The organism is Streptomyces sp. NPDC054770 (assembly GCF_053611985.1).
Window position 1 is genome coordinate 1 of record NZ_JBSHBL010000145.1, and the last position, 13,644, is coordinate 13,644.

General features: G+C 71.4%; 11 protein-coding genes. 4 read left to right on the top strand and 7 right to left on the bottom strand.

Annotated elements, in window-relative coordinates; all coding sequences use genetic code 11:
• Positions 1-155: 155 nt before the first annotated feature.
• Complete coding sequence (locus ACWGKQ_RS50800) at positions 156-512, bottom strand: iron-sulfur cluster assembly accessory protein (RefSeq protein ID WP_030951236.1); 357 nt, start codon at positions 510-512, stop codon at positions 156-158.
• A 273-nt stretch (positions 513-785) separates the two neighbouring features.
• Here ACWGKQ_RS50800 and nadA point away from each other — a divergent pair, with 273 nt between their 5' ends.
• Complete coding sequence (gene nadA, locus ACWGKQ_RS50805; protein WP_453298943.1) at positions 786-1,970, top strand: quinolinate synthase NadA; 1,185 nt, start codon at positions 786-788, stop codon at positions 1,968-1,970.
• Between the two features lie 16 nt (positions 1,971-1,986).
• Here the strand turns inward: nadA and ACWGKQ_RS50810 are convergent, their stop codons facing one another.
• From ACWGKQ_RS50810 to ACWGKQ_RS50835, 6 genes are all read right to left on the bottom strand, one after another.
• Positions 1,987-4,212, bottom strand: coding sequence for a protein kinase domain-containing protein (locus tag ACWGKQ_RS50810; protein ID WP_453298944.1), 2,226 nt, complete (start codon positions 4,210-4,212; stop codon positions 1,987-1,989).
• 114 nt (positions 4,213-4,326) lie between these two features.
• A complete protein-coding gene (locus ACWGKQ_RS50815) occupies positions 4,327-7,440 on the bottom strand; it encodes an efflux RND transporter permease subunit (protein ID WP_453298945.1) in 3,114 nt (1,037 codons plus the stop codon).
• Positions 7,441-7,616: 176 nt separating this feature from the next.
• Positions 7,617-8,300: a response regulator gene (locus tag ACWGKQ_RS50820; RefSeq protein WP_453298946.1), complete on the bottom strand. Its 684-nt coding sequence runs from the start codon at positions 8,298-8,300 to the stop codon at positions 7,617-7,619.
• Complete coding sequence (locus tag ACWGKQ_RS50825; RefSeq protein WP_453298947.1) at positions 8,297-9,565, bottom strand: sensor histidine kinase; 1,269 nt, start codon at positions 9,563-9,565, stop codon at positions 8,297-8,299. Before ACWGKQ_RS50825 ends, ACWGKQ_RS50820 begins: the two co-directional genes overlap by 4 nt.
• 143 nt (positions 9,566-9,708) lie before the next feature.
• Positions 9,709-9,987 (bottom strand): PspA-associated protein PspAA, encoded by a 279-nt coding sequence (pspAA, locus tag ACWGKQ_RS50830; RefSeq protein ID WP_453298952.1) that lies wholly within the window; start codon positions 9,985-9,987, stop codon positions 9,709-9,711.
• Positions 9,988-10,015: 28 nt separating this feature from the next.
• Positions 10,016-10,807 carry a PspA/IM30 family protein gene (locus ACWGKQ_RS50835; RefSeq protein WP_453298948.1) on the bottom strand — a complete coding sequence of 264 codons (792 nt, stop codon included), beginning with the start codon at positions 10,805-10,807 and terminating at the stop codon, positions 10,016-10,018.
• Positions 10,808-11,006: 199 nt separating this feature from the next.
• On the opposite strand from ACWGKQ_RS50835, the gene ACWGKQ_RS50840 reads away from it, so the two are divergent.
• From ACWGKQ_RS50840 to ACWGKQ_RS50850, 3 genes are all read left to right on the top strand, one after another.
• On the top strand, positions 11,007-11,681 hold the full coding sequence (locus tag ACWGKQ_RS50840) for a DUF3043 domain-containing protein (RefSeq protein WP_453298949.1): 675 nt from the start codon (positions 11,007-11,009) through the stop codon (positions 11,679-11,681).
• A gap of 83 nt (positions 11,682-11,764) precedes the next feature.
• Positions 11,765-12,466: a class I SAM-dependent methyltransferase gene (locus ACWGKQ_RS50845; RefSeq protein WP_453298950.1), complete on the top strand. Its 702-nt coding sequence runs from the start codon at positions 11,765-11,767 to the stop codon at positions 12,464-12,466.
• Positions 12,467-12,539: 73 nt separating this feature from the next.
• The gene (locus ACWGKQ_RS50850; RefSeq protein ID WP_453298951.1) at positions 12,540-13,619 is read left to right on the top strand and encodes a S1C family serine protease; all 1,080 of its coding nucleotides are present in this window, start codon (positions 12,540-12,542) and stop codon (positions 13,617-13,619) included.
• Positions 13,620-13,644 lie beyond the last annotated feature (25 nt).

Here is a 13,644-nt window from a genome sequence, read left to right on the forward strand (position 1 = left end):
CGACACGGCGACCCCCGAGAGATAGACCTCTACTATTGTCGGCAGCGTCAGTTGTTTATAAGAGACAGCAGCGGGGCTGCCCACACACGACGGGGGCGCCCCCTCTCCGTGAGGGGCCGCCGCCTTCGTGCCGTTCTGCCGCTCTGCCCGTCGGCTCAGCTGAAGGAGTCGCCGCAGGCGCAGGAGCCGGTCGCGTTCGGGTTGTCGATCGTGAAGCCCTGCTTCTCGATGGTGTCGACGAAGTCGATCGACGCGCCGCCCAGGTACGGGGCGCTCATGCGGTCGGTGACGACCTTGACGCCGCCGAAGTCCTTCACGACGTCGCCGTCGAGGGAACGCTCGTCGAAGAAGAGCTGGTAGCGCAGGCCGGAGCAGCCACCGGGCTGGACGGCGACGCGCAGGGCGAGGTCGTCGCGGCCTTCCTGGTCGAGCAGGGCCTTCACCTTGGCCGCGGCGGCGTCGCTCAGGATGATGCCGTCGGTGGCGGTGCTGGTCTCGTCCGATACGGACATCTACATCTCTCCCGGGTTGTACGGAGACTGCTTGCCGACGAGTGCAACCGGCGGGTCCGCTGATTCATTCCGGGCCGGCATGCGCGTTCTCGCGTTTTTCCTACCTCTTCATGCTCGCACATGCCCGAAGTCACGCACAGCGGTCGCGGTGACCACCCACAGCGTTCGGCGCCGGGATTCACGTCACATAGACGCTATGGCCATCGTCAAAGTGACGTGAAGCAGTTATGATAGATAGCGTCAGAACGACGAAAAGTAGAAAGGGTGCGTGTCGTGACCACCGCCCAGACCACGGAGCTCGACGTACAGCCGACTCCGCTCGCCCTGCTGCTGCTCGGCCGTGAGGCCGACCCGAAGAGCGAGCGGGGCGTCGAGTGTCCCGGCGACCTGCCCTCGCCGTCCGACCCGGACCTGGTCGCGCGTGCCCGCGCGGCCAAGGAGAAGCTCGGCGACAAGGTCTTCGTGCTCGGCCACCACTACCAGCGCGACGAGGTCATCCAGTTCGCCGATGTCACGGGCGACTCCTTCAAGCTGGCCCGGGACGCGGCCGCCCGCCCGGAGGCCGAGTACATCGTCTTCTGCGGTGTGCACTTCATGGCCGAGTCCGCCGACATCCTGACCTCGGCCGACCAGAAGGTGGTCCTTCCCGACCTCGCGGCCGGCTGCTCCATGGCCGACATGGCGACGGCGGAGCAGGTCGCCGAGTGCTGGGACGTGCTGACCGAGACCGGGATCGCCGAGCAGGTGGTACCCGTCTCGTACATGAACTCGTCCGCGGACATCAAGGCGTTCACGGGCAAGCACGGCGGCACCATCTGCACCTCGTCGAACGCCCAGCGCGCCCTGGAGTGGGCCTTCGAACAAGGCGAGAAGGTGCTGTTCCTGCCCGACCAGCACCTGGGCCGCAACACCGCCGTCCGCGACCTGGGCATGTCCCTGGACGACTGCGTGGTCTACAACCCGCACAAGCCGAACGGCGGCCTGACCGCCGACCAGCTGCGGGCCGCGAAGATGATCCTGTGGCGCGGCCACTGCTCGGTGCACGGCCGTTTCTCGCTGGACTCGGTCAACGACGTCCGCGAGCGCATCCCCGGCGTCAACGTCCTCGTCCACCCCGAGTGCAAGCACGAGGTCGTCGCCGCCGCCGACCAGGTCGGTTCGACCGAGTACATCATCAAGGCCCTCGAAGCAGCCCCCGCGGGCTCCAAGTGGGCCATCGGCACCGAGCTGAACCTGGTCCGCCGCCTCGCGAACCGCTTCGCCCCCGAGGGCAAGGAGATCGTCTTCCTCGACAAGACCGTCTGCTTCTGCTCGACCATGAACCGCATCGACCTCCCCCACCTGGTCTGGACCCTGGAGTCCCTGGCCGAGGGCAATCTGGTCAACCGCATCGAGGTGGACAAGGAGACGGAGGCGTTCGCCAAGCTGGCCCTGGAGCGGATGCTGGCGCTGCCGTAGCCGTACGGCCCGTGTGTCACCCCGAGTCGACGGCCCTGCGCTCGGGGTGGGCCGGGTCGAGGGTGAAGACGGTGCCGTCGGAGGTGGACAGGACCAGGGCGCCCCGGTTGAACCAGACGGTCGGGAGCAGGCCGCTGTTGCCGAGTACCTCGGCGCGGGCGGCGGACTCCCACAGCACGGTGCCCTTCGCCGCGTCGAGCGCGACCACCCGTCCGCTCGCACCGGCCATGTACACGGTCCGCCCGGTCGCGTCCACGGATGCCTGGCCCGGCGATTCCAGGGTGGTGTGGCTGTTCCACCGCCGGGCCCCCGTCGTCGGGGAGAAGGCGGTGACCAGGCCGCTGGAGGTGGCGAGGTAGAGCGTGCCGTGGGCCAGGGTGGGCAACCCGCCCCGGTAGTGCTCGGGCAGTGTTTTCACGGTGATCGTGCCGGCGTCGGGGTCGACGCGGACGATGCGGGTGTAGATCAGGTCGGGGCCGTTGTCGACATCCTGGTCGTCCGACTCCAGGAAGAGCAGCTGTCCGGAGAGGGTGCCGACGAAACTGCCCGCCTGGGCGGGCGAGTTCAGGACGCGGGCCGATCCGTCGGCGGGGTGGATGACGTAGAACTTCGTGCCCTTCGAGCCGTCCTGGTCGCCGCACTCCACATAGGGGTAGCCGTCCGCGGCGAGTGGCGAGCAGAGCCAGCCGGCGGGCACCGGCACGTTGCCGCGCACGGTGCCGTCCTGTGCCGAGCGGACGGTGACCGTGCTGCCGTCGCCCTCCTGGGTCAGGGTCACCCCGTCGCCGTAGGCCGAGCCCAGGCTGTCGGTGCGTACCGCGTGGGACCACACCTGACTGCCGTCCGAGGCCTTGAGCGCCAGGACGGACTGGGCCTTTCCCAGGCCCCCGCTGTCGGTGATCGTCAGTTCGACGAGGACCAGGCCGCCGTCCACGCCGAGGACGGTCGTGATGTAGCGGGCTGCCGGGACGCCCGCGGGCGCTATGCCGGAGCGCCAGAGGGTGCGGCCGGTGGTGGCGTCGACCCGGGTGGGGAGGAGGGAGGTGCCGCCGCAGTAGACGGAGGAGCCGTCCGACACGCAGGAGGGCGCGGTGTCGCCCTCGTAGCCCGGTGCCTTCTTGACGCCGTGCTCGGCGGTCGCGGACACCGTTGTCTGCCAGGGCTTCCAGCCGGTGGGCAGGGTGCCCCAGCGGGAACCGGAAGACGTCGAGGAGCCGGTGCGCGCCTCGCCGTCGCCGTTCCAGGAACCCAGCAGGAAGTAGCCGGTCAGGGCGAGGGCGGTCACCGCGGCTGCGGCCAGCAGCAGGCGGGGGGTACGGCGGCGGGGGCGGCGGCCGGTGAGCGGCGGGGTGGCGGCGTCGGGGGCAAGGGCGCGGCCGGGGCGGGTGGGAGGCAGGCGCAGGGTCATCGTCTGCGGTTCGGCGGACGACGGTTCCGGCAGGGCCGCCGTGAACTGCCGTGCCAGGTCGTCGAGTCCGGGCCGGTCGGCGGGGTCCTTGGCCAGGCAGCGCTCCAGGACCGTGCGCAGCGGGCCGGTGACCCCGTCCAGGACGGGCTCGTTGTGGACCACCCGGTAGCCGGTCAGATAGGGGCTGTCGGCGTCGAAGGGGCCGCGTCCGGTGACGCAGTACACCAGCAGCGCGCCGAGCGAGAAGACGTCGGAGGCGGGGCCGACGGTACGGGCGTCCGTGAACTGCTCCGGTGACATGAACGGCGGGGTGCCGACCATCTGCCCGGTCTCGGTGAGGGTGTTGTGGTTCTCGGCGGCCCGGGAGACGCCGAAGTCGATGACGCGGGGGCCGTCCTCGGCCATCAGGACGTTGGCCGGTTTCAGGTCGCGGTGCACCACCCCGGCCCGGTGGATGTCCCGGAGCGCCTCCACCAGGCCGAGGGCCAGCGGCCGGAGTTCGGTGACGCGGAGCGCGCCGTGGGCCCGGATGCGGGCGGCGAGGGAGGAGCCGGGCACGTACTGGGTGGCCATCCAGGGCGCCGGGGCGTCCGGGTCGGCGTCCAGGACGGGGGCGGTGAAGGCGCCGCTCACCCGGCGGGCCGCCTCGATCTCCTGCCGGAACCGGGCCCGGAAGACCGGGTCCTCGGCGTACTGGGCGTGCACCACCTTGACGGCGACCTCGCGCCCGGAGCGCGACCGGCCCCGGTAGACGATGCCCATCCCGCCGGCCCCCAGCCGGTCGGCCAGCCTGTAGCCGCCGAGGGACCGCGGGTCGTCCTTGTGCAGCGGCACGCCGAAACTCCCCTTCCCCGCCCTGCAGTTCGCGGCGCCAGCATACGGAACCGGCACGCGCGGACGGCCGGTTCCCGGAGGTGTTCCGGAAACCGGCCGCCGTTCGCGGGACCGTCACACCGCCGCGGGCTGCGGCTCCTCGGCCGCGGGGGCGGACTCCGCGGCCCCCTGGCCCTTCTTCGCCGCCCGCTTCTTCGCCCGGCGCTCCTTGCGGAGTTCGAGCATCGCGTACAGCGTCGGGACGAGGAGCAGCGTCAGCAGCGTGGAGGTGATCAGACCGCCGATCACGACCACCGCCAGCGGCTGGGCGATGAAGCCGCCCTCGCCGGTGACGCCGAGCGCCATCGGGAGCAGGGCGAAGATGGTCGCGAGGGCCGTCATGAGGATCGGGCGCAGCCGGTGCCGGCCGCCCTCGACCACGGCCTCCACGACGCCGTGGCCCTGGCCGCGGTACTGGTTGATGAGGTCGATCAGCACGATCGCGTTGGTCACCACGATGCCGATCAGCATCAGCATGCCGATCATCGCGGGGACGCCCATCGGGGTGCCGGTGGCGACCAGCAGGCCGATCGCGCCGGTCGCGGCGAACGGGATGGAGACCAGCAGGATCAGCGGCTGGACCAGGGACCGGAAGGTCGCGACCAGCAGCATGAAGACGATCGCGATCGCCGCCAGCATCGCCAGGCCCAGGTTCTTGAACGCGCTGTCCTGGTCCGAGGTGACCCCGCCGATCGAGGCCGTCGCGCCCGCGGGGAGCTTCAGCGCCTTGATCTTCGACTGGAGCTGGGTGCTGACCGCGCCGGTGTTGTCGCCGGTCGGCTTCGCCGTGATGGTCGCGGCACGCCGGCCGTCGATGCGGGTCAGCGACACCGGTCCGGGCGCCAGTTCCACCGTGGCGATGTCGCCCAGCTTCACCCCGCCGAGCCTGAGGGCCCGCAGCTGGGCCAGGGTCTCGGCGGGCTTCGCCGACTTCACGACGACGTCCCGCTCGGTGTCGTCGAGGGTCGCCTTCGCGGCCGTGGTGCCCTTGACCGCCTGGGTGACGGCGGCGCCCAGCGTCTGGTCGTCGAAACCGGCCGCGGCGGCCTTGGAGTTGGCCTTCACCGAGATGCGCGGCACGCTCTGGGAGAGGTCGCTGGTGACGTCGGTGACGTCGTCCAGCCCGGCGACGGCGGCCCGGACCTGCTCGGAGGCCTTGCGCAGCACGTTGCCGTCGGCCGCCTTCACGACGACGCTCAGGTCCTGGCTGCCGAAGCCGTCACCGGCGGAGACGGTGGTGGTGCCGGCCCCCTTCAGCTTGCGCAGGCCGTCCTCGATGGCGTTCTGCACCTTGTCGTAGGACTTCGAGTCGTCCAGCATCACCGAGTACGACGCCTGGTTGGTGTCGGTGCCGCCGCCGAAGGCCGCCATGAAGCCGGACGAGCCGACCGTGACCTGGTAGTCCTTCACGCCGTCGATGGAGGCGAGCAGCTTCTCGACCTGCTTCGCCTGGGCGTCGGTCGCCGCCAGGCCGGTGCCGGGCTTCAGCTCCTGCTTGACGGTGAGGACCTCCTGGTCGCCCTGGTCGAAGAAGTTGGTCTTCAGCAGTCCGGACATGCCGAAGGTGAGGACCAGGACCACGACCGCGATCAGCACGCTGGTGAGGCGGCGCCGGGTCGCGAACCGCAGCACCGGGACGTAGACGCGCTGGAGGCGGCTGTTCGCCTCCTTCTCCTCGGCCCTGCGGCGGGCCTCCGCGGCGTCCTCGGGGGTGCCCTTCGGGGCGCGCAGGAACCAGTAGGACAGGACGGGTACGACCGTCAGGGAGACCAGCAGGGAGGCCAGCAGCGCGGCCGTGACCGTGATGCTGAACGAGCCGAACAGGGCGCCCACCATGCCGCCGACCAGGCCGATCGGGAGGAAGACGGCGACCGTGGTGAGGGTGGAGGAGGTGACCGCGCCGGCCACCTCGCGGACCGCGCCGAGGATGGCGGCCCGGCGCTCCTCGCCGTAGCCGAGGTGGCGCTTGATGTTCTCCAGGACCACGATCGAGTCGTCGACGACCCGGCCGATGGCGATGGTGAGCGCGCCGAGGGTGAGCATGTTGAGGGAGAGGCCGCGGGTCCACAGCACGATCAGCGCGAGGACCACCGACAGCGGGATGGACACCGCCGTCACCAGCGTGGAGCGGACCGAGGCCAGGAAGACCAGGATGACCAGGACCGCGAAGAGCAGGCCGAGGGCGCCCTCGGTGGTGAGGCCCTTGATGGACTTGGAGACCGCCGGGCCCTGGTCGCTGACGACCGTGAGGGTGGCGCCGGAGCCGAGGTCCTGACGGAGCTTCGGCAGCTTGTCCTTGACCGCGTTCGAGATGGAGACGGCGCTGCCGTCGTGGTCCATGGTGACGTTCACGGCGAGGCTGGGGCGGCCGTCGGTGCGGGTGATGGAGTCGGCCGGGGCCTCCTGCTGCCGTACCGCGGCCACGTCACCGAGGCGCACGGGCTTGTGCACGCCCTGCCCGGTGACCATCAGGTCCCTGATCTGCGTCAGCGAGGTCAGGCCGCCGCCGACCTGCACGGTGCGGTTGGCGCCGTCCTCGGTGAAGGAACCGGCCGCGACGGTCGCGCCGGCCGCCTGGAGCGACTGGGCGAGGGCGGCCGTGGTGAGCCCGGCCTTCGCCAGCTTCGCGTCGTCGGGGGTGACGGTGACCTGGAGGTCGCGGACGCCGGTGACCTGGACGCGGCCGACGCCGTCGATGTCCTTCAGGGCCGGGACGACCGTCGTGTCGAGCTGGTCGGCGAGGGCCTGCTGGTCCTTGCCGGAGGTGACGGCGAGGACCACGGTCGGCATGTCGTCCGTGGAGCCGGTGATGACCTGCGGGTCGACGGTGTCCGGGAGCTGGGCGCGGTTGACGGCCAGCTGGACGTCGGCCACCAGCTGCTTGGTGTCGCTGCCGTAGTCGAAGGACGCCATGATCACGGCGTTGCCCTCGCTCGCGGTGGAGGTGACTCCGGTGACGCCGTCGACGCCTTCGAGGTTGTTCTCGATCGGCTCGACGATCTGCTTCTCGACGACGTCCGGCGCGGCGCCCTGGTAGGGGGCGAGGACGGAGACGACCGGGAGTTCGATGGTGGGCAGCAGCTGCTGCTTGATCTGGGGGATGGCGATCGCCCCGAAGGCGAGCGCGATCAGGGAGACGAGGCCTATCAGGGCCCGCTGCGCGAGGCTGAATCTGGACAGCCAGGACATGGGTCGGGGTCTCTTTTCGGTGAGCTGCTGTGAGCGGAGCTGCTGTGAGAAGCAGATGGGGCACCTGTGGGTGCCCACCGCACCACCCTCGCCCATCGAAGGCCCTGCTCACGTAGGCCCTGGGTCCCGTTCCCTTATCCGGCGCCTACTCCGGCCGCAGTACGCCCGGGTGGAGATCAGTCCATCCGCGGGCGGACCAGTCCCGACTCGTACGCGATCACCACGAGCTGCGCCCGGTCCCGCGCGCCCAGCTTGGCCATGGCCCGGTTGACGTGCGTCTTCACGGTCAGCGGGCTGACCTCCAGGCGTTCGGCGATCTCGTCGTTGGAGTGCCCGCCGGCGACCTGGACCAGGACCTCGCGCTCCCGTGAGGTGAGCGCGTGCAGCCGCTCGGTGCGGGCCGGGTCGCGGCCGTCGTCGCCGAGGTCGCCCTGGGCGAGGAAGCGGGCGATCAGGCCCTTGGTGGCCGTCGGGGAGAGCAGCGCCTCGCCGCCGGCGGCGACCCGGATGGCGCTCAGCAGCTCCTCGGGTTCGCTGCCCTTGCCGAGGAAGCCGGAGGCGCCCGCGCGCAGCGCCTGGACGACGTAGTCGTCGACCTCGAAGGTGGTGAGGATCACCACACGGACGTGGGCGAGCGAGGGATCGGCGCTGATCAGCCGGGTGGCGGCAAGTCCGTCCGTGCCCGGCATCCGGATGTCCATCAGGACGACGTCGGCCTCGTGCTCCTTGGTCAGCCGCACCGCCTCGGCGCCGTCGGAGGCCTCGCCGACCACCTCCATGTCGGACTCGGAGTCGACGAGCACGCGGAACGCGCTGCGCAGCAGTGCCTGGTCGTCGGCGAGCAGGACACGGATCGTCATGCGGAATCCCCCAGGGCGGCCGTACGGCCCTTGGCACGGCCGTTCGTACGGTCGCTCGTACGGTCGTCGGTGTCGGTCTTGACCGGCAGGATCGCATGGACGCGGAAGCCGCCGCCGTAGCGGGGGCCGGTGGTGAGGGTGCCGCGCAGGGCGGTGACGCGCTCGCGCATGCCGAGCAGGCCGTGGCCGCCGCCGGCCTCGGGGGCGGTGCCGTCGCCGGAGCCGTTGTCGAGGACCGTGACCTCGATGTGCGGTCCGACGCGTACGACGCTGACCTCGGCCTTGGCGTCGGGTCCCGCGTGCTTCTGCACGTTGGTCAGGGCCTCCTGGATGATCCGGTAGGCGGCCAGGTCGACGGCGGCCGGCGGAGTGGTGCCCTGGTCGGCGCGGGCGACCTCGACCGGGAGGCCGGCGTTGCGGAAGGTGTCGGCGAGCTCTTCCAGGAGGTGCAGGCCGGGGGCGGGCTCGGTCGGCGCCTCCGGGTCGCCGGACTGGCGGAGCAGGCCGACGGTGGCGCGCAGCTCGTTCAGCGCGGAGCGGCTGGCCTCGCGGACGTGCGCGAGGGCCTCCTTGGCCTGGTCGGGCCGCTTGTCCATGACGTGTGCGGCCACCCCGGCCTGCACGTTGACCAGGGCGATGTGGTGGGCGACGACGTCGTGCAGGTCACGGGCGATCCGCAGGCGCTCCTCGGCGACCCGGCGGCGGGCCTCCTCCTCCCGGGTCCGCTCGGCGCGCTCGGCCCGCTCGCGGATGGCCTGCACGACCGCGCGCCGGCTGCGGACGGCGTCCCCGGCGGTGGCGCCGATGCCGGTCCAGGCGAAGATCGCGAGGTTCTCCTGGGCGTACCACGGCAGGGGTCCGGCGACCATCGCGGCGGTGGTCAGCACGGTCATGGTGAGCAGGCCGGCCCGCAGGGTGGTGCGGCGGTCGGTGGTGGCGGCGACGGTGAACAGGGCGATCACGGCCGCCATCGCGACGGGGGCGCGGGGGTCGCCGGTGACGCACTCCACCACGGAGGCGGCGCCGGTGACGGCCAGGACCGTCTTCGGGGCGTACCGGCGGAAGACCAGGGCCGCGGCGGCGAGCGTCATCAGGACCAGGCTGAGCGGTTCCGGGGTGCGGATGCCCCAGGCGACGCCGTGCGCGCCGTGCGGGACGGCGAAAGAGCTCACGACCATGCAGACGAGGGCGCCCGCGGCGATGACCGCGTCCACGGCGAGCGGATGGGCGCCGGCTCTGCAGCGGGCTCTCTCGAATGGGCTCACAGTCTGAACAGTACGGCGGGTTCGTGCGGGCCGGAACTGCCGGTTCAGCCCGCTGCGGGCACCGCCCGGCTTCCCACCCACCCGCCCGACTCGGTCGGCCGAGAGGCTCAAGTCCGGCGGCCGGGCGAGCCGAACAGACCGTCTCAGCCCGGAATGAGGCCGTCGTCCCTCAGCAGTGCCCTGACCTCCTCCAGGGTCGCGTCCGAAGACGGCAGGATCAGGTCCGAGGGTTCCAGGGCGTCGTCGGGGAGCGGGGCGCCCAGTTCCCGGACCTTGTCCAGGAGGGCGCCCAGGGTGCGGCGGAAGGCTGCCTCGTCGCCGGACTCCGTCTCCGCGAGGAGTTCGTCGTCCAGCTTGTTCAGTTCGGCGAGGTGGCTGTCGGCCAGCCTCATCTGGCCCTCCCCCATGATCCTCACGACCATGTCGGCCATGTCGCCCTCCAGGCGTCGGCTACTGCTTGTCGAAGCGCGGGGTGTCCTGCGGCTGCTGCGCCTGCTGGCCCTGTCCGGTGCCGCCCTCGATCGCCTGCTGGGGCGAACCTCCGGCGAGCTCGGCCTTCATGCGCTGCAGTTCCAGCTCCACATCCGTACCACCGGAGATGCGGTCCAGCTCGGCGGCGATGTCGTCCTTGGCGGTGCCGGTCGGGTCGTCGAGGGCACCGGAGGCGAGGAGTTCGTCGATGGCGCCGGCCCGGGCCTGGAGCTGCTGCGTCTTGTCCTCGGCGCGCTGGATGGCGAGGCCGACGTCGCCCATCTCCTCGGAGATGCCGGTGAAGGCCTCGCCGATGCGGGTCTGGGCCTGGGCGGCGGTGTAGGTGGCCTTGATGGTCTCCTTCTTGGTACGGAAGGCGTCCACCTTGGCCTGGAGGCGCTGGGCCGCGAGGGTGAGCTTCTCCTCCTCGCCCTGGAGGGTGGCGTGCTGCGTCTCCAGGTCGGTCACCTGCTGCTGGAGCGCGGCCCGGCGGGACAGCGCCTCGCGGGCGAGGTCCTCCCGGCCGAGGGCGAGCGCCTTGCGGCCCTGGTCCTCCAGCTTGCCGGACTGCTGCTGGAGCTGGTTCAGCTGGAGTTCGAGGCGCTTGCGGGAGGTGGCGACGTCGGCCACCCCGCGGCGCACCTTCTGAAGCAGTTCGAGCTGCTTCTGGTACGAGTAGTCGAGGGTCTCGCGCGGGTCCTCGGCCCTGTCCAGGGCCTTGTTCGCCTTCGCGCGGAAGATCATCCCCATACGCTTCATGACACCGCTCATGGGCTTCGCGCGCCCCCTTCTGACGGACTCCGGCTCACAGATCCTGCGACAGGACCCACAGTACGGGCCCTGCCTCCATTACCGCACTGTTCGGGGACCGATGCGCTCATCCCCAAGGACGACTACGGACTGCTCCGCTCCGGCACAGGTAGTAGGTGTCCCCCTGAGCGAACCGTCTGCAACGTCCCCTCTGTCCCCCATGGAGACGTCTGGTGTTGCGGGATCGTTCCCCGCCGGACTGGGGCCCACACCCCGCGACCCCGTACCCTTGGGTTTTGTGTTCCGTAGCCGTGCCAAGGATGAGAAGGCCCCCGCCGACAAGGCGGCCGTGACCGACTCCAAGCAGACCCGTGACCCGCAGGCGCCCAAGGGCAGGCCCACGCCCAAGCGCAGTGAGGCCCAGACCCAGCGCCGCAGCGTGGCCAACACGCCGACGAACCGCAAGGACGCCGCCAAGCGTCAGCGGGACGACCGGCGTGCAGCCATGGAGCGGCAGCGCCAGGCGCTGGCCACCGGCGACGAGCGGTACCTGCCGGCCCGTGACAAGGGCCCGGTCCGCAGGTTCGCCCGTGACTGGGTCGACTCGCGTTTCAACGTGGCGGAGTTCTTCCTGCCGCTGGCCGTGGTCATCCTGGTCATGAGTGTGGTCAACAACGCGGCGATCAAGAACATCGCGCTGCTGCTGTGGCTGGTCGTGATCGTGCTCATCGTGCTCGACGCGGCCATCAGCGGTGTCCGGCTGCGCAAGCGTCTCGCCGAGCGCTTCCCGGACCAGAACCGCAAGGGCGCCGTCACCTACGGTCTGTTCCGCTCCCTCCAGATGCGCCGGCTCCGGCTGCCCAAGCCGCAGGTCAAGCGCGGAGAGCGGCCCTGAGCGCAGAGCCTTTCACCGGGGGTGCGGCCGAGGCCTGGCTGAACAAGCTGGGCGGACTGCGTGACGTCGTACGGCAGGAGCTGGTGGCCCGGCAGCTCGACGAGCAGATAGCCGGGCGGTTCCCGGTCGGACAGCGGCTGCGGGTGCTCGACGTGGGCATGGGCCAGGGCACGCAGGCGCTGCGGCTGGCCCGGGCCGGTCACCAGGTGACCGGTGTCGAGCGGGAACCGGCGATGATCGCGGCCGCGCGGGAGGCCCTGGCCGGTGAGCCGGAGGGCATCCGCGAGCGGGTGCGGATCGTCGAGGGGGACGGGCGGGACACCGGCGTCCACTTCCTGCCGGGCAGCTTCGACGTGGTGCTCTGCCACGGGGTGCTGATGTACGTCGAGGAGCCGGACGCGCTGCTCGCCGGGCTGGCCCGGATGCTGGCCCAGGGCGGCCTGCTGTCGCTGCTGGTGCGCAACGCCGACGCGCTGGCCATGCGGCCGGGGCTGAGCGGCGACTGGGCGGCGGCCCTGGGTGCCTTCGACACCGTCTCCTACCGCAACCGGCTGGGCCTGGACGTCCGGGCCGACCGGCTGACCACTCTCACCGGCGCCCTCGCCGGCATCGGTGCGCCGTTGCAGTCCTGGTACGGCGTACGGGTGTTCACGGACACGGCCGCGGACGACGCCGGGGCACCGGCCGACCTGGCGGCGCTGCTCGCGGCGGAGGAGCGGGCCGGGCGGACGGATCCGTACCGGGCGGTCGCGGCGCTGCTGCACCTGTGCGGGGTGCGCGGCTGACCTCCCCGGTGCCGCTCCTCGTTCGGGCCAGCAGCGCGAGCCGGAGCGTCACCGCCGCGGCGAGACTCGGGGCATGGACGCTTCCCCACCTCGCCGGACCCGCCGTACGACCGCCGCGCTGGCCTGTTGCTGCCTCACTCTGGTATCCGCGTGTTCCGCCTTCGGGAGCGACGCGGCCGAGGACGCCTCGGCCGCCCGGGCCGCACAGGCGGCGGCCGTCCCCCTGGCGGCGACCGACCTGCAGAACCGCTACCAGAAGGTGATCAAGGACGTCCTGCCGTCGGTCGTGCAGATCCAGGCCAGCGGCGACCTGGGCTCGGGGGTGGTCTACGACGGCAGCGGACACATCGTCACCAACGCGCATGTCGTGGGGAACGAGAAGAAGTTCAAGGTGACGACCGCCAACACGGAGGAACCGCTCACCGCGACGCTGGTGTACTCCTACCCCCAGCAGGACCTGGCGGTCATCAGGCTCGACAAGAGCCCGGACGGGCTGAAGGCGGCCTCCTTCGGGGACACCGAGAAGGTCCAGGTCGGGCAGATCACGCTGGCCATGGGATCGCCGCTCGGGCTGTCGTCCAGCGTGACCGAGGGGATCGTGTCGGCGACCGGACGGACCGTCAGCGAGAACACCGCGGGCGGCGGTACGGGCGCCACCATCCCCAACATGGTGCAGACCTCGGCGGCCATCAACCCCGGCAACAGCGGCGGCGCCCTGGTCAACCTGGACGGCCAGGTCGTCGGCATCCCGACGCTCGCCGCGAGCGACCCCAACCTCGGCGGCAGCGCGGCGCCGGGGATCGGGTTCGCCATCCCGGCGTCGATGGTGACGACGGTCGCCGACCAGATCATCAAGCAGGGGAAGGTGACCGACTCGGGGCGGGCCGCGCTCGGCATCACCGGGCGCACCGTCGTCGACGTGAACTACCAGCCGGCCGGGGTGGCCGTGGTGACCGTGAAGCCGGGCGACGCGGCCGACAAGGCGGGCATCCGGCCCGGGGACATCATCACCAAGGTGGGTGACGACGACATCACCACCATCACCTCACTGGCCGAGTCGCTCGCCTCGGACCGGCCGGGGCAGAAGACGACGGTGACCTACAGCCGGGACGGCGTCGGCAGGACGGTGGATGTGACGCTGGGCGAGCAGTGAGGCCGGTGCGGGGCGGCGCCGCGGG